Below are 22,053 nucleotides of genomic sequence, written 5' to 3' on the forward strand. Positions count from 1 at the left end.
TTTCCTCCCCCTTTTTTACGCGTCTCGCAATGCTTTGGTCGTTATTTCCGTTGTAAGCTGTGGTAATTCTGTTTTTTCGATACCTTTTTCAGCAAGCATATCTGGTAAAATTTCTTTTAAAAAATACTTCACGCTAGCCATTTCTCGGTACTGATAAATGGTTGCAAGTGCTTCACTATAAATCTCCACAAAAATATTTTCTGGATTTCCTTTTTGAATTTCACCAAAGGATTCATATAACAGGTCTACTTTATCAGAAATTGCGAGGATTTTCCCTTCCAACGTACTGTCTTTACCTTCTTTTAGCAAATGACGATAAATTGGTTGATACGTTTCTGGGATTTCTCGTTCAATAAAATTTTTTGTCATGCTTTCTTCTACTTCTGAAAGCATTTCGCGGAGTTCTGTCGTTGCATATTTCACAGGCGTTTTAATATCCCCGATGAAAAGCTCTGAATAATCGTGGTTTAGCGCTTTTTCGTATAGTGCACGCCAATTCACTTCATTCCCAGCTTCTTCCTCTACAGCGCCGAAAAATTGAGCAATGGATGTAACTTTATATGAATGTTCTGCAACAGAGTGCTCTTGATATTTAAATTTTCCTGGGCAACGATAAATGTTTTCTAAATCTGATAAACTTTGGAAATATTGATGAATTCCCATATTATCCCTCCATCCTTCGTTTTATTCTTCACGTTTTTGTTTTTTATTGGCAGGATTAGTGTTTTCGATTTCACGCATCATCAGCGCCGCAGCATAACCAATTAAAGCAATCATTGCGGCTGAGTAAGTTCTAAAATTATCGGTAGCAAAAATAAAAATAATTGCTGAAAATAAAAGTGTCGTCAGTATTCCCCAGCTAAACAACTTTGTTCCGCGCGCCGTTCCGACTTTCATATGCGAATAAATACCAACATAACAAACGAACTGAATGATAATAAATTGCACAACAGATAAACCAATAACTGCTGTGAGATTACTATTCCAAACAACTGCTAAAATCGCAATAATAATCATCACAATAATCCCTATAATAACAATGAACTTCTGCATTGGTGATAATTTCTTCAAAATACTTCCTCCAAGCTTTTATTTGTTACTTACTTTACCATAATCTCTGTTTATTTGGGATAAAAAACACCCATCATTCCTAAAAGGTTTTCTGAGCGTTCTTACTTAATGATGGTGCACGTGGCGAATTGCTTGTGTGAGTAATTCTAATACGTGATTATCATCTTGCATATAATAAATCGTCGTGCCTTCACGTCTTGATTTCACAAGTCTTAAGTTTTTTAAAAAACGCAGCTGGTGAGAAACAGTTGTCTGGTTAAACGCAAGTGTTCGCGCAATTTCATTCACAGAGTATTCGCGGTCTTGAAGCAAATTTAAAATCTGCACACGCGTTGGATCAGAAAGCGCCTTAAATATCTGCGTAACACTAAATAGCGTTTCTTCATCTAAAGATTGTTTTGCGTTTTCCATTAAATATCACTCCATTTTCCATATATGTTCATATACTCATATGATACTTAAATAGGAATGATTCCGCAAGTTTAACAACACATCTATTAAAAAATGATTAAATATGAGCAAAAACAAGATTTTCTCTGTTTCAATGATACAATTTTTTTATCATTAAGAAAGGAGAGCTGGGGAATAAAAGGGTTTTAAATATTGAGAAGTTATTTAAACCGCCTAACACACCAAAAAAAGCCCGATTAACCTGTGGAAAGGAAAATCGGGCTTTTTTTATCTGTTTAAATCTTCAATTTCGCCACTCTTCAAGTAAACAATCCATTCGCACACATTTGTTACATAATCACCAATACGTTCGATATACTGGGAAACTAAGAGTAGTTGTGAAACATCTTCTATATGCTCTGGCTCTTCTTGCATAAAATGAATACATTTTTGATAAACGATTTTATGAAGCTTATCGACTTCATTATCGCGCTCAGCAATTTTGCGAGCAGCAACTTCATCTTCTGCAAGGTAAGCTTTTAATACGTCTTGTAGCATTGCTTTTACAATTTCGCCCATTTCTGGTATTTCGGGAATCGGCTTTAAAACCTTACTTTCACCAATTAAAATAGCCGTTTTGGCAATACTTACTGCGTGGTCACCAATTCGTTCTAAATCCGAACTTGTTTTTAGTACTGTGACGATTTTTCGCAAATCCATACCAACTGGCTGTTGCAAAGCGATCAACTCAAAAGAGCGTTGTTCCAGTGAAAGCTCCATGTTATTGATTGCTTTATCTTCTGCAACTACTTGTTTAGCAAGCTCGGTATCGCGGTGTACAAGTGACTTGACTGCTTTAAAAATCGCTTCATTCGCAAGCATTCCCATTTCCATTAGATGTTGGTGCAAGTCGTTTAACTGTTCCGTAAAAATTTTTCTGACTACCATAATAACACTCCTTTATCCAAATCTTCCTGAAATATAGTCTTCTGTTTCCTTTTCTGCTGGGTTGGTAAAAATACTCGTCGTATCCGCGAACTCCACGATGCGACCATTTAAGAAAAAGGCAGTTTCATCGGAAATCCGGGATGCTTGTTGCATATTATGCGTCACAATAACAATCGTATAGTCTTTCTTTAATTCTAAAATCAAATCTTCTACTTTTGCTGTCGAAATTGGGTCCAGTGCAGAAGTTGGCTCATCCATCAAAATAACATCCGGTTTAACAGCTAGAACTCGTGCGATGCAAAGCCGCTGTTGTTGTCCACCTGACATCCCAATCGCCGAACGATCCAGCCTATCATGCACTTCTTCCCAAAGAGCCGCTTGACGCAAACTTCTTTCTACAATCTCATCAAGTACTTTTTTGTCTTTTATACCATGCATCCGCGGACCATAAGCGACATTATCATAAATCGAAAACGGGAATGGGTTTGCTTGTTGGAAAACCATACCCACTTTTTTTCGTAAGTTAACCATGTCAATTTTAGGATCTTGTACATTTTCACCGCCAATATGGATTTCTCCAGTCGTTTTCACATTGGGAATTAAATCATTCATTCGGTTAAGCGTACGCAGAAAAGTTGATTTCCCACACCCCGACGGACCAATTAGAGCGGTCACTTGATTTTTCTTAATGTTTAAAGCGATTTTTTGTAGTGCTTGTTTGGAACCATAAAATAAATCTACATCTTTTGTTTCAATGATATACTCTACTTTTTCAGCAGTTTCAGTTGTCATAAAAAAGCTCCTTTCTAGCCAAAGTTACCAGAAATATAGTCTTCAGTTTGTTTTTGTTGCGGATTCGTGAAAAGTTCGGATGTTCCTGAGAATTCCACGACTTCCCCCAGATAGAAGAAAGAAGTGTAGTCGGATACACGAGCCGCTTGTTGCATATTATGCGTCACGATTATAATAGTATATTTATTTTTCAACTCATTAATTAAATCTTCAATTTTGCTTGTCGAAATTGGATCAAGTGCAGATGCTGGCTCATCAAGTAACAATACTTTTGGCTGCATTGCGACAGCTCTAGCAATACAAAGACGTTGTTGCTGCCCACCAGAAAGGGATAGTGCGCTTTTTCCTAAATCGTCTTTTACTTCGTCCCAAAGAGCTGCTCGACGCAAACTTTTCTCCACACGCTCCATAATTTCTTTTTTATTCTTCATGCCATGACGTTTGAGGCCAAAAGCAACATTTTCATAGATAGATTTCGTGAATGGATTTGGTTTTTGGAATACCATGCCTATTTCTTTGCGAACATTGTATAAATCAACTTCTTTACGATTAATATTAATCCCATCGTATAAAATTTGACCTTCCATGCGGCAACCATCAATTTCATCGTTCATTCGGTTTAATGCTCTTAAATATGTGGATTTACCGCAACCAGATGGTCCAATCAAAGCTGTCACTTTATTTTCCGGGAAGGTTAAATCAACACCTTTAATTGCGTGATTATCGCCATAATATACGTGCAAATCCTCGGTCGCCATTGCAGCAGGAAGTGAATGAGGATCTGGTGTTGCTTGTAAAATTGTATTAATTTCAGGTTTCTTCGTTAACATCATTTAAAATCTCCTTTTCCTGGCTTTTTAAGACGAGGTCATGCGTTTATAAACAAATTTTCCAAGCAGGCGAGCTAAGACGTTGAAAAGTAATACGGAAAGAATTAATACCGCAGAAGCTCCGTCAGAAACGGCTTGTGCATCTGGCATAATTCCCTCACCATTAATTTTCCAAATATGAACAGCTAATGTTTCTGCTGGGCGGAAAATATTTAGTGGTGAAGCTGGATTGACCGGATTCCAGTCAGTGAAATCAAGAATAGGTGTACTTTGACCGGCTGTGAAAATAAGCGCCGCTGCTTCACCAAATACCCGTCCTGCTGCTAAGATAACTCCGGTAATAATTGCCGGGAGTGCGGCTGGAACAAGTACTCGCGTGATTGTTTCCCATCTGGATAAACCTAGAGCAAGCCCTGCTTCACGCTGCGTGTTTGGAATAGCATTAAGTGCCTCTTCGACAACACGAATTAATAGTGGTAAATTGAAAATCGTTAGTGTAAGCGCCCCGGAAATAACCGAGAAGCTCCACCCCATTTGAATAACAAAAACAAGGAAACCGAATAGCCCTACGACAATAGATGGAAGTGAGGAAAGCACTTCAATCGTTGTGCGAATTAAATCTGTAATCCAATTTTTACGCGCATATTCTGCCATATAAATTCCCGCACCGAGCGAGATAGGAACAGAAATAATCATCGTAATAACGAGCATATAAAATGAATTCCAGATTTCAGGACCGATTCCGCCGCCAGCTTGGAACGACTGTGGTGGGGTCGTCAAAAACTTCCAGCTAAGTTGCGGAACACCTTTTACTAAAATATAGCCAAGTAAGCCAGCTAAAATAATGACAATTAATACAGCAATAGCATAGAAAACGCCTGTCGCGATTTTATCTTTTGTTTTTACATTCATTTGACTTTCCTCCTACGTCCGATGAAGCGGATCACAATGATGAAGAATAGTGACATTGCGAGTAACACCATTGCAAGTGACCAAAGGATATTATTATCAAGCGTCCCCATAACTGTATTTCCCATACCCATTGTTAAAATACTAGTTAATGTAGAAGCTGGCTCAAATAATGAGGTTGGAATAACAGCAGAGTTCCCAATAACCATTTGTACAGCAAGAGCTTCACCGAATGCACGAGCCATCCCGAATACAATCGCTGTCAAAATTCCTGAACGCGAGCTACGAAGCACTACTTTCCAAATCGTCTGGAAACGTGTTGCGCCAAGTGCCAACGAAGCTTCTCGGTAGTGACGTGGAACAGATTTAATCGCATCTACGCTGAGTGAAGTAACAGTCGGCAAAATCATTACTGTTAAAACTACGGTCGCAGCGGCAATACCAAAGCCACTTCCCGAAATATGGTCACGAATAAATGGAACGACAACACTTAGTCCAATGAATCCATAAACAACAGATGGAATACCAACTAAAAGTTCCATAACTGGTTGCAAAATCTTTTTCCCAAACTTAGGTGAGATTTCCACCATAAAAATGGCTGCACCGATTGCAAGTGGTCCTGCAATACAAGCGGCAAAAAGCGTTACTGCAAAAGAACCAATAATCATTGGCAAAGCGCCAACTAGAGGATTTCCGTTTGCATCTTTTTGCGAAGGATTCCAGTCTGTTCCAGTTATAAAATCAACAAAAGACACTTTATTAACTGTAAATGTTGCTAAACCTTTCGATATAACAAAAAACAAAATAGACGCTGCGGCAATAACCATGATTGAAATACAGATGAATGTAATAATTTTGCCTCTAGTTTCTAGATGCGCCTTTTTAGAAGTTTGTGTAAGCTTCTTTTCTTTTATCGCTTCCAAGTCACGTAAGCTCCTTTCTCCTCCCATGTTTACTCCTAACATGGGTATACGTCTATCCCGGTATTACTAGGATAGACGCCCATTTCATTCTTTTTATTTTACGTCAGTTAGTTTACCAGATGCATCACGTTCCACTTTCATGGATTTGATTGATTGGTAACCAAGTTGTGGTACGATATTATTTTGTACTTCATCAGAAGTCATGTATTTTAAGAACGTTTTTGTTAAGCCTTTTGGTTCGCCATTTGTATACATATGTTCATAAGACCAGATTTTCCAGTCGTTAGTTGCAACTTTATCTTCAGTTGGTTCAACGCCATCTAATGAAAGTCCAACTACGGAAGCGTCAATGTAAGAGAATGCTAGGTAGCTGATTGCTCCTGGAGTTTCGCTTACGATTTTACGAACTGTACCGGATGAATCTTGTTCTTGTGCTTTAACTGGTGTTTTACCATCAAGTCCCCATTTTTCGAAAGTAGCACGTGTTCCGCTTCCTTCCGCACGGTTGATGATTGTAATTTTTTCGTCTTTACCGCCAACGTCTTTCCAGTTAGTAGTTTTACCAGTGAAGATATCGATTAATTGTTGTTTTGTAATGTTTTTAACGCCTACATCTTTGTTTACTACTGGAGCCATTCCGACAACTGCTACACGATGGTCAACCAGTTTCGAAGCATCTACGCCATCTTTTTCTTCAGCGAATACGTCCGAGTTACCAATTTCAACTGCGCCTTGTTGTACTTGTGTTAAACCAGTTCCAGAACCACCGCCTTGCACGTTGATTTGTGCTTTAGGGTTAGTGTTAATAAATTCTTTGGAAGCTGCTTCAACGAGTGGTTGAAGTGCAGTGGATCCGACTGCTGTTAATGAGCCAGAAACTTCTTTATCCCCTTTTGTTGATCCGTTTGCTTTATCTGATGAACTGCTGTCACTTCCACATGCTGCGAAGACAAGCATTACTGCTGCTAACATTGCTACTATTCCCAAATACTTCTTTTTCATTATCTTATTCCCACCTTGTTTTTTTAATTGTTATTCCTTACAAGTATTACTATAACGTCTGAGATTTAAGGTGGTGTGTAGCTAATGTTAAGTAATTGTAAATAACCACATTTTTTGTCGAAAATGTAAACTTTTTTATGAATATCTTTCAAACAGAAGGCAAACTAGTAAATTATTACACCAAATTTGTTTCTTTCGTAAATAAAATAAAAATATCCTGTCTGAAAGATTACATTCTTTCAAACAGGATATTTGTTAGGCTTTTTTTGGTAAAGTGACGCGGAAGGTCGAGCCAACTTCTTCTTGGCTTTCTACTTCGATTCGCCCACCACAGTTTTCAACTAAATGTTTGACGATGGAAAGTCCAAGTCCAGTGCCTCCTGAGTGTCTGCTGCGGGCTTTATCCACTCGGTAGAATCGTTCAAACACGCGGTCAATATCTTTAGCCGGGATGCCAATTCCGTTATCAGTTACTTCTATTATAACTTCTGCCTCTTGCTCGATTAATTTAACTTCTACTTTTCCATCGACTGGGGTGTAGTTGATTGCATTAGAAAGCAAGTTAATTACTATCTGTTGCAGCTTGTCACGATCTGTTTCAATCATAACGGATGCACTTGTTTTTTCTGGAATGGTTACTCGAATATTTTTTTCGGTCGCCATTTCAAAAATAGTGCGAGCAGATTGTTCAATTACCTCGTCAACGTCAACCAGCTCAACGTTTTCCGCGACCGGATTTTGTTCAATTCTAGAAAGTGCGAGAATATCCATAATCAAACGGTGCAATCGATCACTTTCTTCTTTAATAATCGTTAGGAATTTTTTTAGTAGCACTTCGTCGTACATTGCGCCGTCAAGTAATGTTTCCGCGAATCCTTTGAGAGCCGTCACGGGTGTTTTTAATTCATGAGAAACGTTGGTGACAAATTCAGAACGAACATTTTCCAAATGACGAATTTGAGTGATATCATGCAGTAATAAAATAATCCCAGTAATTTCCCCATTCTCCCCTAAAATTGGAGAAACACTTGCATCCAAAATCATTTCGCGCGGGAAATAAAGAATAATTTCTTTTTGTTGAATGGTTTTTGTTTCAAAAGTCGCTTCTATCAACTGGCTCAGTGCAAAACTTTTAATTACTTCATAAAATGGTTTGCCGGTGATTTCTGTCTCTCCTAAAATTTGATACATGGTGCGGTTGGTCATGATGACTTGTTTATCGACATTAATCAGCATTACGCCACTTACTAAGTTTTGGACAATAGCATTAAGTCGTTGCTCATTTTGCTTAATTTCAAACATTTGCGTTTCCAAGCTTTCTGCTAATGTGTTTACACTGATGGAGAGATCTTGAAGTTCTCCGCTTATTTTACCGTGGATGCGACTATCGTATTTATGATTGGCCAAATCTGTAGAGACTTCGATGATTTCGCGAACTGGTCTAGTGATTTTTCTAGCAATAAAAACACTGATTGCTGCGATAATTACAAGTGCAATACCGAAAATAAGCGCTAAGTTCCCCCAGAGTTTAGCAACCGCCGCATCAACAGATTCAAGTGAAATCGAAATTCTCAGTACACCATCTGTTTTGCCTTGATGTTTAACAGGAACCGCGACATAAAGCATACTATAACCAAGTGAATCACTTTCACGGATTGAAATACCAACGCTTTCCCCTTTTTTCAGAATATCTGTTACTTCGGGGCGATTCATATGGTTATCAAGTTTTTCTGGGTCTTTTTTTGTATCAGCTACCACGTCGCCTTTGCTATCGATCACCGTAATGCGTGCATCAATATCCTCGCCAAGTGGATCAAGACTTTTTTGGATAGTTGCGGCATCTTTATCTAAATCTAAATTCTCCATATTAGTTGTTTGAAGCAGAATTTTTGCGTCATCTTCTAATTGATTTTCTTTCATATTTAAGTACGTTGATTTCATTAGTTCCCCGGAAAAAACGCCAACAATAACCATCACAACGAAAAATAAGATAAAAAAGGATAACCCGATTTTCAGCCATAATTTCTTCATTATTTCACGTTCTCCATTTTATAACCGAAGCCACGAATTGTTTTGATGTATTTAGGTTGTTTTGTATCTAGTTCGATTTTATCGCGCAAATGGCTGACATGAACGTCTACAATTCGGGTTTCTCCAACGTAATCATAGTTCCAGACAGTATCGAGCAATTGGTCTCTAGAGAAAACTTTGCCACGATGATTTGCCAAGAATAGCAATAACTCAAATTCTTTTGGCGTTAAATCAAGTAAATCATCTTGTAAATACACTTCATAACTATCTGGCAAAATTTTCAAATCACCAATTAATATCGTAGCTTCCGAATCTTCGGTTATTTCTTCTATTATTTCGGCTTTTCCTTCTGTTCGACGCAAGATTGCTTTAATTCTTGCAACTACTTCTCTTGGGCTAAACGGTTTAGTCATATAGTCATCTGCTCCAAGTTCCAGTCCGATAATTTTATCTAATTCTTCATCTTTTGCCGTTAACATTAAAATTGGCACATTTACTTTATCTTGGCGAAGTTTTTTTGTTACTTCGATTCCGTCCATCTCAGGAAGCATTAAATCAAGCACAATTAAATCTGGTTTTTCGGACAAAGCGAGTTCGTATCCGGTTCTGCCGTCTTCTGCTGTTACCACATCAAACCCAGCTTTTTCAATGTTAAATTGCAGTAACGTAACAATAGAAGCTTCATCATCAACTACAAGAATTTTTACCAACGTACTTCCCATCCCTTCTTTATGTAACACTTTTATCTAAAATATAGCATGAATTAACCTTTTTCGGGTAGAAATGCCTTTATATTAATCTTATCTTTACAAAAACTTAAAACACCAATGCTGCTTTCAAACAACACTGGTGTCCTAAAATTATCTTGGCTCTACTAATAACAAACCAAGTTCAAATGATTCATTCTCATAAAGTGCTGTTTGTTCAAAACGTGGTTCACCAGCGTTATCAATTACTTTCAGCTTACAAAATGCTCGGTTTAAGTTTAGCGCTTCGTAAAGTTCCTCGCGAGTACGCACTGGTCGACTGTTTACTTCTGTAATTTTTTCACCAGCTTTCAAGTTTAGTCGCGCAGACGGAGTGGCCGCACGAGCACCCAGAACTACAAGCCCATCTGGCTGAGGACCAAATTTCTTTGGTGCTAATTTTTCGGAACGATAATGGCGATAAGAAATCCAAAATCGACCAATTACAGCGAACATGAAAGCGAACAATGTCAGTACTGGCATCACAATTCCTAATAAACCAGCTACAGCAATAATTGTCGCTAATGTTGTTACCTCAACAGCAATTTTACGGCTTGCTTCTTCCGGAAGTTGTGTCTGTACTTGTTGTTGGAAGCCGATGAATAACGGTAAAATGATTAATGAATACGACTGCGAACCAATAGCAAAGACTGGCCACCACTCAAAAATTTTCGTAAACACATCTCCTGGTAAAAACATAACAATCGGTACAAACCATAATTTTCTTAATTGAAAGGAACCGATTAATTTACCGCGCTTACTTTTCCGAAGAGATGGAGAGGGATTTTTTGCGCTTGTATACTGGATTAAGAAAGCTTCTACAAATAACAATACTGCGAGCAGAAATGTCATGGAAATCATAAAGTTATCAATAAAAATCGAGTCATACGTGAATGCCTCATTCGTAAACGGTGCTAAACTCACATCAAAATAATAGCAGAAATAAAAAATCAAACTCGTAATACCGATAGTAAATGCCGTTGAACTCAAACGGAACATCCCTACAATTAGTAAGAAACAAGCTACTACATTAAAAATAGCAACCCACTCTATCATCACACCAAATCCAATGAGCGAGGTAACAACAGAAATAGCTAATCCAAATAACAAACTCACACCAAAGAAACTTTTCAATTCTAACCAAGGTGAATAAATACTGATACTAAATGATTTCCGTTCCCACCTCACACGGTTAAAACCAGCCAGTATCGCTAAAAGAATTCCTACATACAATGCTGGTTGTAGAAGTAGTCTCCCTATTCCATTTAGTATTTCAACAAAAACATCCATTTTCTACACCAGCTTTCCCTAATACTTCTATAATATAGGCGATAAAAGTCGGCTTACCGCTTCTTTAAATTTAATCCATAAAGATCGTTTTGCATATAATTCAGGTGTTAGTTGATACGATTTTAGAATATCTTCCAAAAAGGCATCTTCTAGTTTTTGCACCATTTGTTTTTCATAAATAAAAGCATTTACTTCAAAATTAAGTCGGAAACTCCGGAAATCCATATTCGCGGTTCCAACTGAAGCAATTTCGCCATCTACAACGAGTGTTTTCGCGTGGATAAAACCATTATCATAAATAAAGATTTTCGCTCCCGTTTCCATTAATTCACCGGCGTAGTTAGTAGTTGCGCGGTAAACAAAAGCATGGTCTGGCTTATTAGGAATCATAACCCTGACATCTACCCCAGAAAGTGCTGCGATTTTGATTGCTTCAAGCAAACTTGCATCTGGAATAAAATAAGGTGATTGTAAATAAATTGTTTTTTTAGCAGCATTGATCATTTTGATGTAACCATTTTTGATTTGTTGCCATTCGGAATCAGGACCACTCGAAACAATTTGCATACTTGTATGACCTTTCCCATGAAAAGTCGGGAAGTATCGCGCTTTGTAATCAATTTTATGTGTGGATGATGCAGAATTCCAGTCCATAATAAAGCGAGTTTGCATCGCATAAACAGCTTTTCCATGTACACGTAAATGTGTATCACGCCAGTAACCAAATTTCTTCGATGCCCCAAGATATTCATCACCAATATTAAAACCACCAATATAACCAACATCTCCATCGATTATAGCCAATTTCCGGTGATTTCGGTAGTTGAGACGAAAGTTAATCAATGGTAATTTAGACGGAAAAAAAGGTCTAACTAGACCACCATTTTTTTGAAACGTACGGAAAAATGATTTTTTCGTTGTCCTTGAACCCATTGCATCATAAATAATTTTCACATTTAAACCTTCTGCTGCTTTTCTTTCCAGCACGCGCATTAAGCGATTGCCTAGTTCATCAGAATGGAAAATATAATAGATGAGATGTATATGATCTTTCGCTTTTTCAATATCAGCAATTAGCGCATCGAATTTCTCATGTCCATCTACAAAAAGTTCCACTTCATTGTCTTGCGTTAAAATAGCACCATCGTTTACGAGTAATAAATAGATTAAATCACGATGTTTTTTCACATTCGGATCGCTAAATGGAAATTCTTTTTGCCGTATCATTTCTATTTGATTGGCAGTAGATTCCTGTATCCCAATTTTTTCTTGTCCCTTCCAATCGAAAATCTTTTTGCCTGATAATTTTCTCCCAAAAATCAAATAGATAATGAAACCAAATATCGGAACAAAAGTTAAGACTAGCAACCAAGCCCAAGTGGCGGATGTATCGCGTCTTTCTAAGAAGACCGTCACTGCCGCAAAGAATACATTTAAAATTAGCAAAATCACTAATAGATAAGCCAACAGTCCCATTGTGTTCCCCCTTTTCTTACACAAACTGATAGTAGTATCATATCATAAAATCTGCAATTAGCCTATTCCAGTTCGTTTCAACACAAGAAAAAAACCATTGATTTTTCATCAATGGTTTTTGAATTAAATATAAGGTGCTGGATCGACTGGAATACCGTTTTTATGTATTTCAAAATGTAGATGTTGTCCTGTCGATTGACCTGTTGATCCCATAATACCAATCGGTTGGCCTTGGGAAACTTGTTGGCCGGTAACTACTTTCAAGCTACCTGCACGCATATGTCCGTATAGTGTCTGGAATCCATTGCCATGGTCAATTTTTACTACATAACCATAACCACCAAATCCACTACCTGATGCGCCAAACCCTGAAAATACAACTGTTCCTGATGCTGCAGCTGAAACAGTAACTGTACCGCCACCTGCAATATCTTGACCTTTGTGGGATTCATATTTGCCAGTCACGGGATTTGTTCGTTCGCTAAATCCAGAAGTTAATATACCAGAAGCTGGTTTAATAAATTGGCCTCCACCGGAACTTACTGTTTCTGTAGCTCCACTTGAATCTGAACTTGGTTGTTGTTTAACAACAGAGGAACTTTTAGCGCTTGCTGCTGCGGCTTCTTGCATTCGCTTCTCTTCAGCGGCTTTAATTGCAGCCTCTTGTTTTGCTTTTTCACCTGCAATATTAGAAGCAAGTCGTTTTTCTTCATCAGTAAGCGCACCTTGTTCACTAGCTAAAAGGGTTTGTTCGCTCTTAGTTAAGTCTTTTTTGTTTGCTAGAGCCATAACTAAATCATTTTTTTCTTGTTTTTGACTTTCCATATTGTTTTTCGAAACTTCTAATTCCACTGCAAGTACTTTTAGATTCTCTAGTTTTTTCTGAGAAGCAGATTCTGCTACTTTTAGTTTATCTTGATCATCTTTTTGGTCTTGCATAATGTTTTGGTCCGCTTTTACAATTGCCGATACAACTGTCACGCGGTCAACAAGTTCTTTAAAATCATCTGCTTCAAAAATCATATCTAAATAAGAAGTGGCTGTTCCAGTTGTTTGGATAGCACGCGCTCGATTATCAAGTACTTTTTGACGATCGCGAATATCATTGCGCAGTTTTTCCATTTCTTTTTGCAATTTCTTTAGTTTCTCGTTTTCAGAGCTCACTTTATCTTCCTGCTCTTTTAATTTCTTGTTAGTGGCATCAAGACTTTTCATAAGTGATTCTAATTCTTTTGCAGCGTCTTTTTCAGCACTTTCTAAATGATTTAATTCCGAGTTTTTCGAGTCTATATTTTTATCTAGTTCTGATTTTTTTTGTTCAATTTCATTTTGGCGCTTTTGCATATCATTGATAGTATCCGCGTGCGCACCAGTTAGTGGCGCGGAAATAACCAATAGGCTAAGAATCGTTACTACCCCATATTTTTTTAACATTTTAAGCTCCTTTTCTATTCTCTATTTGACTAGGAACTTCATAATTCCCTTTACCATACCATATAAAAAAGCACCTTTGTTTAAAACGACAAAGGTGCTTTTTAACTTTTCAATAATAATTAGAAGTTAGCTACGCGGCCATATCCTACAAGATATTTAGCCCAGTAACCGCTAGTGATGTTGTCATATTTAACGCCATTGTTTTGAGCGTTAATCATTTGACCGCCACCAACATAAATTCCAACGTGAGCAATTCCGCTACCATAGTTAAAGAATACTAAGTCACCTGGTTTTGCTTGGCTAGCGCTGATTTTAGATGCTGCTGCATATTGTCCACCAGATGTTCTTGGAAGAGAAACACCAGCTGCACGGAAAGCATAAGAAGTAAATCCTGAACAGTCAAATGCGCTTGGTCCAGTTGCTCCAAGGCTATAAGGTTTTCCAAGTTGTGCGTTAGCTGCAGCAATCATTGCTGAGTATCCGCCACTAGATGGTGTTGCTGCGCTTGGTGCTGAATTGTTATCATTTGATGCAACATTTTTCGTTGTATTAGATTTTCCACTTGATGTAGAAGTAGCAGAACTACTTGATTCTTGTCCAACGTTTGAAGATGTTGCTTCACGTAAAGCTGTCGCACGTGCTGTAGCTTCTTTAGCTGCTTTATCACGTTCACTTACAAGACCAGCTTTTGCATTTTCAGCACTTGCTTGATCAGAAGCTAGTTGAGCAACGATTGCTTCTTTTTCAGCTTTTTGTGCTTCGATTTTATTTTGTTGTGCTTCATATTCATGAATTGCTGTTGCTTGATCTTCTTGTTTTTTCTTAACAGCAGTTTGTTTTGTTTTTAAAGCTTTTTCATCATTTTGTTGATCTTCTAAAATAGATTTATCAGAATCAACTAATTGGTTAACTGCAGAAACACGACCAACTAAGTCAGAAAGATTTTCTGCATCTAAGATAACTTCAAGATAAGCATTAGAATTAGAAGTTTTTTGCATCGCACGAGCACGTTCTTTTAAAACAGTTTCGCGTTCTTTAATACGTTCATTGATACTTTTAATATCTTCATTAAGTTTTTTTAGTTCTTTGCCTGTTTTATCAAATTCTCCTTGTAGAGATTTAGCTTTTTCTTGAGCTTTCTCAAGGTCTGCTACTAAACCAGAAAGATCTGATTGTAAATCTGTTTTTTTAGACTTGATGTCGTTAATTTTTTTATCTTGGTTTTGAATGTCTGTATTCACGTCCGCGAAAACATTAGTCGTAAAAGCTGGCGTCAAACTGATAACTGCTGCGAGTGAAATCGCAATAAACGTATTCTTTTTCAAAAAGTTTACCTCCTAAAAAGCTCCCTAGCTTTTTCTTTTAAATTATTTTTATTTCGATTTAAGTAATTTTCTGAGTTAGACTTTCAAGAATCTGCGGATAGATATTACGCTTCCCCAAATCCCGATTAGTACGCCGATTGCAATAATCAAGCCACTAATTTGATAAGCGAATGGTGTTGGAGGCAGAAGTGATAGTGAGCTTGTCACTAACTTCGGATTCACCAAGTTGTAAATATTAACATAGCCTATAAATGTTAACACAACTGGTACAATCGAGCCAATTAATCCTAGCCAAGCACCTTCTAAAACGAAAGGCCAGCGTATGAACCAGTTGGTCGCTCCTACTAATTTCATTATTTCTATTTCTCTTCGCCGGGAGAAAATTGCAATCTTGATTGTGTTTGATATTAAGAACATCGCTGTTAGTAACAACCCAATGCTTAGTATAATACCAGCATATCGTCCCCATTTCAAGGTATCAAACAATTTATCGACTGTTTTCTCACCATATTCTACATTATCTACGTACTGTAATTTTTCTACTTTTTTAGCAATAGTCTTTGTTTGTGTGGGCTCTTTAGCCTCTACAACAAACACATCGTATAGTGGATTATCTTGTTTAAACAATTCGAAGTTTTTGCCGTACGCACCAACTAATTTCTTCAATTCGTCATCCTTAGAAGAAAAGCTGACACTATCAACTCCATCAATCTTCTCAATGTTTTTCTCAAGTTCTTGCTGCTGTTTCTTGTCTGCGCTTAGAGAAATATGTACGTTAATTTGTACATTGTTTTCTACATCCGTTGCAAGCTTGTTCATGTTGATCAATATTGCAAAAAACACGCTGACTAAGATAAGTGTTACTGTTACTGCACTCGCTGCTGCAAAGGTCATCCAACCATTCCGGTAAAGGCTCTTAAAACTTTCTCTTATATGTCTTCCTACAGTCCTAAATTTCATAGCCATATTCTCCTTGCTGCTCATCTCGAACAATTCTTCCATTCTCGATAGCGACTACCCGGTGTTTCAATGTGTTAACAATTTCTTTGTTGTGGGTTGCCATCACGATGGTTGTTCCGCGATTGCTTATTTCTTCAAGGATATTCATGATTTCCCATGAAGTATCAGGATCTAGGTTACCGGTCGGTTCATCTGCTATTAATACTTTAGGCATATTTGCAATGGAGCGGGCAATGGATATCCGCTGTTGCTCACCACCGGAAAGTTCATCCGGCAACATTCTTACTTTATGCTTAAGGTTGACTAAATCTAGTACTTCCATAACACGTTCTTTAATTACGGATGGCTCTGTTTCAACCACTTCCATCGCATAAGCAATGTTTTCATAAACTGTTTTGCTTTGAAGTAATTTGTAATCTTGGAATACCACGCCTACGTTACGACGAAGATATGGGATTTCACGATTTTTCATATTAATCAAATCAAATTTGTCTACGATGATTTTGCCTTTTGTCGCTCGTTCTTCTCTGTAAATCATTTTGATGAAGGTAGATTTACCAGCACCACTCGGGCCTACTACATAAACAAATTCCCCTTCGCCAATGTTAATGTTGAGTCCATTGGCAGCTGTTATGCCGTTAGGGTATTTCTTATAAACATCTTCCATTAATATCATTTTATCACCTTACTATGCCTTTCTACTGAGTTACATTTTAGGTAATGCATGGTAACCATGAAGATGAGTTGTTTGTAGGTACGAATTTAAACTCACAACATAAGCTTAATTATACCATGACAGTTTTTCATCTATAGGTTAATTGCATTACAATTATATTTCAGGGTGTGACAATATCTCGATTATTGTAATAGGAAATACGATTATTACGTTGATTTCCAATTTATATATATGTCTGCGGTCTAGTGTTATTAAGACAAAATAAAAAAGAACCCACATTGGTCTTTTCTACTGCTAACATTGTAACTTGTTTTTACCCTAAATAACATTACAGGTACATTAAAAATCATTACAGTTCTAGCTAGCGGAATAGACCAATCTAGTTAAAATAGCTCGAGGTCTGCAACTAGGCTAAACTCGACTGTCATCAAATTGTCAAAAAGCGGGCCTGAAAACTTAAAAAAAGTACCATTTCCTGACTAAAAAAGTTAGGAAATGGTACTTTTTTATGAAGTAAAACCTTCACCCATTACTTCACTTGCGCTCATTACAACCACAAAAGCCTCTGGGTCTATTTCTTTTATAACTTCTTTTAACCTTGAAAATTCACTTTGCGCAATCACACATAATAAAATTTGCTTGTCATCCTCTGTATATCCACCTTTTGCGGAGAGCCGAGTAATGCCTCGGTCAATTTTAAACAGAATTGCTTGGCGGATTGCTTCTTGATTTTCAGAAATAATAAAGACTGTTTTGGATTGATTTAAACCAACTTGCACCAAATCAATTGTTTTACTTGTAGCGAATAATCCGACAAGTGCGTACAGCCCTGATTCAATGTCAAAAACAAACATTGCCGAAATAACAACGAATCCATCAATCAAAGCCACACAAATTCCCAATGTTAGATGAGAATACTTATGCAAAATTTGTGCAGCGACATCCGTGCCACCAGTAGATGCTTTGCCTCGAAAAACGATTCCAAGTCCCATTCCTACAAGTACGCCGCCAAACAAAGCAGCTACAAGAGGTTCATGCGTCCATGGCTCCAAGCCTTGCGTTAAATACACAAAGAACGGTAAAAGCATCGTGCCGACAAAAGTTTTCAACCCGAATTGATAGCCTAAAAAGAATAATCCCGCTAGAAATAAAGGAATATTAAATGCCCACTGAATAAAAGCAGGATTCCAACCTGTTAAATAGTTAATGATTGTACTTATCCCGCTCACTCCGCCAGAAGCAACGTGATTCGGGAGTAGTAAAACATTAAAAGCAAGTGCGATGAGAGCTGCACCTATAATGACATAAATATACTCAATTAATTTAGAAACAACTGGGGATAACGGTTGTTTCTTTCTTTTATTTGCCATCTCTTTTATCCAATCCTAGAACGCAAATATGCATTGATAAATTCATCTAAGTCTCCATCCATTACCGCTTGAATATTACCGGTTTCGTAATTTGTGCGATGATCTTTCACCATGGAGTAAGGGTGGAAAACATAGGAACGAATTTGGCTTCCCCAACCAATTTCTTTTTGTTCTCCTCGAATTTCTGCTAGCTCGCGTTCTTTTTCCTCTTGTTCTTTTTGGTATAATTTTGTTTTTAACATTTTCATTGCCTGTTCACGGTTTTTAAGCTGAGAACGCTCAGATTGGCACGTTACAACGATGCCGGATGGAATATGTGTCATCCTAACAGCTGAGTCAGTTGTATTGATATGTTGTCCACCTGCACCAGTTGCGCGGTACGTATCAATTTTCAAGTCTTCTGTACGTACTTCAATTTCAATATCATCATCTAATTCAGGCATTACATCCACGGAAACGAATGATGTATGACGTCTGCCGGATGAGTCAAATGGCGAAATACGCACTAGACGATGCACCCCTTTTTCCGCTTTTAAATAGCCGTAAGCATTGTGGCCTTTTATAAGTAACGTGACACTTTTTATTCCAGCTTCGTCCCCTGCTTGGTAATCAAGCATCTCTACTTTAAAGCCTTTCTTCTCAGACCAACGTTGATACATACGAAGTAACATCGAACCCCAGTCTTGTGATTCTGTACCACCAGCACCTGGATGAAGTTCTAAAATAGCATTATTTTTGTCATATGGATCACTTAGCATCAGTTTTAATTCAAACTCACTAATAGTCGCCATGTAAGCTTTAATATCTTTTTCTAATTCTTCTTGTAAATCTTCATCTGCTTCTTCTTTTAATAATTCTAGACTAATTTCCATACTTTCTTGTTCTTCTTCTAGCGCATGAAAAGCTTGGTATGTTTCTTTATATCCGTTTGACTCATTAATTACTTTCTGTGCCGCTTGTTGGTCATTCCAAAAATTCGGATCTAACATTTGGTCTTCTAGCTCAGCGATTCGAACTTCCATACTGTCTAAGTCAAAGAGACCCCCTAAAGTCTTTGATTTGCTGCGCTGTTTTTTCTAATTCATTACGAATTTCTGCTAATTCCATTCTAATTCCACCTTTTTTAAATTTACTTATAAACTTTCATAGCAAAAAGCGCCGTCTTTCAGGCGCTTTTTAAATTGTTTCAATCTATGCTTCTTTACCGTGACAATTTTTATATTTTTTGCCGCTACCACATGGGCATGGATCATTACGTCCAATGTGTTGATCTTTGCGGATTGGTTGGCGTTTCGCTTCTGGTTTACCTTCAGCAGGATTAATTGCTTCCCCTTTGGCAACTTGCTCACGTTCAAGGTTTTGGCGAATTTCTGCTTTCATAATATAACGAGAAACATCTTCATCAATGGACGATACCATTGCTTCAAACATTTCAAAGCCTTCTGATTGATACTCACGAAGCGGATCAATTTGACCGTACGCACGTAAATGAATACCGTCACGTAAATGATCCATGGCATCAATATGATCAACCCATTTAGTATCAACAACACGAAGCAATACTACTTTTTCGAATTCGTTAAATTCTTCTGGAGGTAGTAGTGTTTCTTTTTCGTCGTAAGCCGCTTTGATTTTATCTAAAATTAGATTTTGAATATCTTCGCTTGTTCTATTTTGTAGATCTTCTAGTGTGATAGTGCCTTCAGGAAGTAAGTTCGCATCCACATAGTCGATAATTCCTTGTAGATTCCAAGCTTCTTCAGGTTCATGGCTTGATGCATTACTAGAAACGATAAAGTTGACCGTTCGTTGAATCATTTGTTCAATAATTTCACGCAAACTGTTTTCTGCATTAATTACTTCATAACGCTGTTTATAGATAACTTCCCGTTGTTGGCGAAGTACATCATCATATTGTAAAACTTGTTTCCGGGAATCAAAGTTATTTCCTTCCACACGTCTTTGTGCGGATTCAACTGCACGACTAACCATTTTACTTTGGATAGCATCTTCTGCCATACCAAAGCGTTCCATCATTGATTTCATATTGTCTGAACCGAAACGACGCATCAATTCATCTTCCATAGAAAGATAAAATTGAGTCACACCAGGGTCTCCTTGACGTCCAGAACGACCACGTAATTGGTTATCTATACGACGTGATTCATGACGTTCTGTACCAATAACTGCTAAACCTCCAGCTTCAATCGTACCCTCACCAAGTTTGATATCCGTACCACGACCAGCCATGTTGGTTGCGATTACTACCGCGCCACGTTCACCTGCATGTTTAATGATATCAGCTTCACGTTCATGTTGCTTCGCGTTTAGTACATCATGCTTAATTCCTTTGCGTTTTAATTTGCTAGAAATAAGTTCGGATGTTTCAATCGCAACTGTACCGACTAATACGGGTTGTCCTTTTGCATGACGTTCGGCAATATCTTCTACCACTGCATTAAATTTCGCTTCAATCGTTGTGTAAATTAAATCAGGACGGTCATCACGAATAATTACTTTATTAGTTGGGATTTCAATAACGCGCATATTATAAATATCGCGGAACTCTTCTTCTTCCGTTTTTGCAGTACCCGTCATCCCTGCAAGTTTTTTATACATACGGAAATAGTTTTGGAATGTAATTGTCGCCATTGTTTTGGATTCGTTTTGAATAGTTACGCCTTCTTTTGCTTCAAGCGCTTGGTGTAAACCTTCACTGAAACGACGACCTTTCATAATACGACCAGTGAATTGGTCAACGATTAATACTTCATCATCTTGAACAACATAATCGACATCTAGGCTCATTGTATAGTTAGCTTTTAACGCTTGAGCAATATGATGTAAAATTACGGTATTTTCCAAATCAAAAAGGTTCTCTACATCAAAGTAGTTTTCTCCTTTTGTCATACCATCTTCGGTTAATTGAACAGATTTTGTTTTAATATCAACTGTATAATCTTCCTCTTCTGTAAGAGTACGGACAAAAGTATTTGCACGCACATATAGAATAGTCGATTTTTCTGCTTCACCAGAAATAATTAATGGTGTTCTCGCTTCATCGACCAAAATGGAATCGACTTCATCGATAACAGCAAAAGCTAGCGGACGTTGTACCATTTCTTCTTTGTAAACAACCATATTATCACGTAAATAGTCAAATCCTAATTCATTATTTGTGCTATACGTAATATCACATGCATAAGCTTCTCGTTTTTCTGTGCTCGATAAAGCATTTAGGTTTAGCCCTACAGAAAGTCCAAGGAAATTGTATAAAACGCCCATTTCTTCAGCATCACGATGAGCTAAGTATTCGTTGACTGTAACAACATGCACACCTTCACCAGAAAGCGCGTTTAAATAAACTGGTAGTGTCGCTGTTAACGTTTTACCTTCACCAGTTTTCATCTCTGCAATGTTACCTTCGTGGAGAACAATCCCACCCATTAATTGAACTTTAAATGGATACAATCCTAGCGCACGCTTCGCACCTTCTCTGGCAACAGCAAATGCTTCTACCAATAAGTCATCCAGTGTTTCACCTTTTTGAACACGCTCTTTAAACTCTACTGTTTTTTCACGTAGAGCATCATCCGAAAGAGCAGCAGTTTCATCCGCTAAAGCAATAATCTCATCTGCTTTTCTCTCCAAATATTTAACATCTTTTTTTCCTGATTCAAAAATCTTTTTCAATAGTCCAGCCATTTAAATTCTCCTCTACTGTTTTCGCTGTCATCGCGCAGTTTCATCTATAATAACTTTCAGGAATTATCTTCACTTAAATATACAAACTAATTCTATCACTTATTAACTAAAATATACAACTGGTTATCTCTTTTTAATCAATAAAATTATCAAAATGCCATAAATTCTTCATCTA

General features: G+C 37.5%; 20 protein-coding genes. All 20 read right to left on the reverse strand.

The features are described 5' to 3' along the window. Nucleotides 1-15: 15 nt before the first annotated feature. The 20 genes from LMOATCC19117_RS12745 to secA all read right to left on the reverse strand — a co-directional run bounded on the left by LMOATCC19117_RS12745 (nt 16) and on the right by secA (nt 21,878). The gene (locus LMOATCC19117_RS12745) at nt 16-663 is read right to left on the reverse strand and encodes an HD domain-containing protein (protein WP_003725423.1); all 648 of its coding nucleotides are present in this window, start codon (nt 661-663) and stop codon (nt 16-18) included. A 21-nt stretch (nt 664-684) separates the two neighbouring features. After that, nucleotides 685-1,071 carry a hypothetical protein gene (locus LMOATCC19117_RS12750; RefSeq protein ID WP_003727904.1) on the reverse strand — a complete coding sequence of 129 codons (387 nt, stop codon included), beginning with the start codon at nt 1,069-1,071 and terminating at the stop codon, nt 685-687. A 105-nt stretch (nt 1,072-1,176) separates the two neighbouring features. Then, nucleotides 1,177-1,482 carry an ArsR/SmtB family transcription factor gene (locus LMOATCC19117_RS12755; protein ID WP_003725425.1) on the reverse strand — a complete coding sequence of 102 codons (306 nt, stop codon included), beginning with the start codon at nt 1,480-1,482 and terminating at the stop codon, nt 1,177-1,179. Between the two features lie 267 nt (nt 1,483-1,749). Continuing rightward, nucleotides 1,750-2,409 (reverse strand): phosphate signaling complex protein PhoU, encoded by a 660-nt coding sequence (gene phoU / locus LMOATCC19117_RS12760; RefSeq protein ID WP_003725426.1) that lies wholly within the window; start codon nt 2,407-2,409, stop codon nt 1,750-1,752. A gap of 12 nt (nt 2,410-2,421) precedes the next feature. Next, the gene (pstB, locus tag LMOATCC19117_RS12765) at nt 2,422-3,201 is read right to left on the reverse strand and encodes a phosphate ABC transporter ATP-binding protein PstB (protein WP_003722628.1); all 780 of its coding nucleotides are present in this window, start codon (nt 3,199-3,201) and stop codon (nt 2,422-2,424) included. Between the two features lie 14 nt (nt 3,202-3,215). Further along, nucleotides 3,216-4,031 carry a phosphate ABC transporter ATP-binding protein PstB gene (gene pstB, locus LMOATCC19117_RS12770; protein ID WP_003725427.1) on the reverse strand — a complete coding sequence of 272 codons (816 nt, stop codon included), beginning with the start codon at nt 4,029-4,031 and terminating at the stop codon, nt 3,216-3,218. Between the two features lie 27 nt (nt 4,032-4,058). Then, on the reverse strand, nt 4,059-4,943 hold the full coding sequence (gene pstA, locus LMOATCC19117_RS12775; RefSeq protein ID WP_003722630.1) for a phosphate ABC transporter permease PstA: 885 nt from the start codon (nt 4,941-4,943) through the stop codon (nt 4,059-4,061). Further along, a complete protein-coding gene (gene pstC, locus LMOATCC19117_RS12780) occupies nt 4,940-5,863 on the reverse strand; it encodes a phosphate ABC transporter permease subunit PstC (RefSeq protein ID WP_003741167.1) in 924 nt (307 codons plus the stop codon). Before pstC ends, pstA begins: the two co-directional genes overlap by 4 nt. Before the next feature lie 93 nt (nt 5,864-5,956). Beyond that, nucleotides 5,957-6,865 carry a phosphate ABC transporter substrate-binding protein gene (locus LMOATCC19117_RS12785; protein ID WP_003725429.1) on the reverse strand — a complete coding sequence of 303 codons (909 nt, stop codon included), beginning with the start codon at nt 6,863-6,865 and terminating at the stop codon, nt 5,957-5,959. Nucleotides 6,866-7,120: 255 nt separating this feature from the next. Then, nucleotides 7,121-8,896 carry a two-component system histidine kinase PnpS gene (pnpS, locus tag LMOATCC19117_RS12790; protein ID WP_003725430.1) on the reverse strand — a complete coding sequence of 592 codons (1,776 nt, stop codon included), beginning with the start codon at nt 8,894-8,896 and terminating at the stop codon, nt 7,121-7,123. Continuing rightward, a complete protein-coding gene (locus LMOATCC19117_RS12795; protein WP_003741169.1) occupies nt 8,896-9,606 on the reverse strand; it encodes a response regulator transcription factor in 711 nt (236 codons plus the stop codon). The genes pnpS and LMOATCC19117_RS12795 overlap by 1 nt, the downstream gene beginning before the upstream one ends. A gap of 150 nt (nt 9,607-9,756) precedes the next feature. After that, a complete protein-coding gene (locus LMOATCC19117_RS12800; RefSeq protein WP_003734491.1) occupies nt 9,757-10,932 on the reverse strand; it encodes a S1C family serine protease in 1,176 nt (391 codons plus the stop codon). A 27-nt stretch (nt 10,933-10,959) separates the two neighbouring features. Then, on the reverse strand, nt 10,960-12,408 hold the full coding sequence (cls, locus tag LMOATCC19117_RS12805) for a cardiolipin synthase (protein WP_003722636.1): 1,449 nt from the start codon (nt 12,406-12,408) through the stop codon (nt 10,960-10,962). A gap of 123 nt (nt 12,409-12,531) precedes the next feature. Then, nucleotides 12,532-13,842, reverse strand: a complete 1,311-nt coding sequence (locus tag LMOATCC19117_RS12810; protein ID WP_003727903.1) for a murein hydrolase activator EnvC family protein — start codon at nt 13,840-13,842, stop codon at nt 12,532-12,534. Nucleotides 13,843-13,961: 119 nt separating this feature from the next. Beyond that, a complete protein-coding gene (locus tag LMOATCC19117_RS12815) occupies nt 13,962-15,167 on the reverse strand; it encodes an NlpC/P60 family protein (protein ID WP_003727902.1) in 1,206 nt (401 codons plus the stop codon). Nucleotides 15,168-15,242: 75 nt separating this feature from the next. Next, nucleotides 15,243-16,127, reverse strand: coding sequence for a permease-like cell division protein FtsX (gene ftsX, locus LMOATCC19117_RS12820; RefSeq protein ID WP_003722639.1), 885 nt, complete (start codon nt 16,125-16,127; stop codon nt 15,243-15,245). After that, a complete protein-coding gene (ftsE, locus tag LMOATCC19117_RS12825; protein WP_003726222.1) occupies nt 16,117-16,803 on the reverse strand; it encodes a cell division ATP-binding protein FtsE in 687 nt (228 codons plus the stop codon). The genes ftsX and ftsE overlap by 11 nt, the downstream gene beginning before the upstream one ends. 506 nt (nt 16,804-17,309) lie before the next feature. After that, on the reverse strand, nt 17,310-18,173 hold the full coding sequence (locus tag LMOATCC19117_RS12830; protein WP_003726223.1) for a YitT family protein: 864 nt from the start codon (nt 18,171-18,173) through the stop codon (nt 17,310-17,312). 5 nt (nt 18,174-18,178) lie between these two features. Next, a protein-coding gene (prfB, locus tag LMOATCC19117_RS12835) for a peptide chain release factor 2 (protein WP_010959056.1) occupies nt 18,179-19,280 on the reverse strand; the annotation gives its coding sequence in 2 pieces (ribosomal slippage) (nt 18,179-19,207 and nt 19,209-19,280; 1,101 coding nt in all). A gap of 84 nt (nt 19,281-19,364) precedes the next feature. Next, the gene (secA, locus tag LMOATCC19117_RS12840) at nt 19,365-21,878 is read right to left on the reverse strand and encodes a preprotein translocase subunit SecA (protein ID WP_003731202.1); all 2,514 of its coding nucleotides are present in this window, start codon (nt 21,876-21,878) and stop codon (nt 19,365-19,367) included. Nucleotides 21,879-22,053: the final 175 nt, after the last annotated feature.

It is taken from the genome of Listeria monocytogenes ATCC 19117, from assembly GCF_000307025.1.
GTDB classification, from domain to species: domain Bacteria; phylum Bacillota; class Bacilli; order Lactobacillales; family Listeriaceae; genus Listeria; species Listeria monocytogenes_B.

What these genes read in the sequence shown, in the direction of transcription:
- LMOATCC19117_RS12810 (WP_003727903.1), bottom strand. Translation starts at nt 13,842, where the DNA reads ATGTTAAAAAAATATGGGGTAGTAACGATTCTTAGCCTATTGGTTATT.
- secA (WP_003731202.1), bottom strand. Translation starts at nt 21,878, where the DNA reads ATGGCTGGACTATTGAAAAAGATTTTTGAATCAGGAAAAAAAGATGTT.
- pstB (WP_003722628.1), bottom strand. Translation starts at nt 3,201, where the DNA reads ATGACAACTGAAACTGCTGAAAAAGTAGAGTATATCATTGAAACAAAA.
- pstB (WP_003725427.1), bottom strand. Translation starts at nt 4,031, where the DNA reads ATGTTAACGAAGAAACCTGAAATTAATACAATTTTACAAGCAACACCA.
- ftsX (WP_003722639.1), bottom strand. Translation starts at nt 16,127, where the DNA reads ATGAAATTTAGGACTGTAGGAAGACATATAAGAGAAAGTTTTAAGAGC.
- LMOATCC19117_RS12785 (WP_003725429.1), bottom strand. Translation starts at nt 6,865, where the DNA reads ATGAAAAAGAAGTATTTGGGAATAGTAGCAATGTTAGCAGCAGTAATG.
- LMOATCC19117_RS12800 (WP_003734491.1), bottom strand. Translation starts at nt 10,932, where the DNA reads ATGGATGTTTTTGTTGAAATACTAAATGGAATAGGGAGACTACTTCTA.
- LMOATCC19117_RS12745 (WP_003725423.1), bottom strand. Translation starts at nt 663, where the DNA reads ATGGGAATTCATCAATATTTCCAAAGTTTATCAGATTTAGAAAACATT.
- pstA (WP_003722630.1), bottom strand. Translation starts at nt 4,943, where the DNA reads ATGAATGTAAAAACAAAAGATAAAATCGCGACAGGCGTTTTCTATGCT.
- pnpS (WP_003725430.1), bottom strand. Translation starts at nt 8,896, where the DNA reads ATGAAGAAATTATGGCTGAAAATCGGGTTATCCTTTTTTATCTTATTT.
- cls (WP_003722636.1), bottom strand. Translation starts at nt 12,408, where the DNA reads ATGGGACTGTTGGCTTATCTATTAGTGATTTTGCTAATTTTAAATGTA.
- ftsE (WP_003726222.1), bottom strand. Translation starts at nt 16,803, where the DNA reads ATGATATTAATGGAAGATGTTTATAAGAAATACCCTAACGGCATAACA.
- phoU (WP_003725426.1), bottom strand. Translation starts at nt 2,409, where the DNA reads ATGGTAGTCAGAAAAATTTTTACGGAACAGTTAAACGACTTGCACCAA.
- LMOATCC19117_RS12830 (WP_003726223.1), bottom strand. Translation starts at nt 18,173, where the DNA reads ATGGCAAATAAAAGAAAGAAACAACCGTTATCCCCAGTTGTTTCTAAA.
- LMOATCC19117_RS12755 (WP_003725425.1), bottom strand. Translation starts at nt 1,482, where the DNA reads ATGGAAAACGCAAAACAATCTTTAGATGAAGAAACGCTATTTAGTGTT.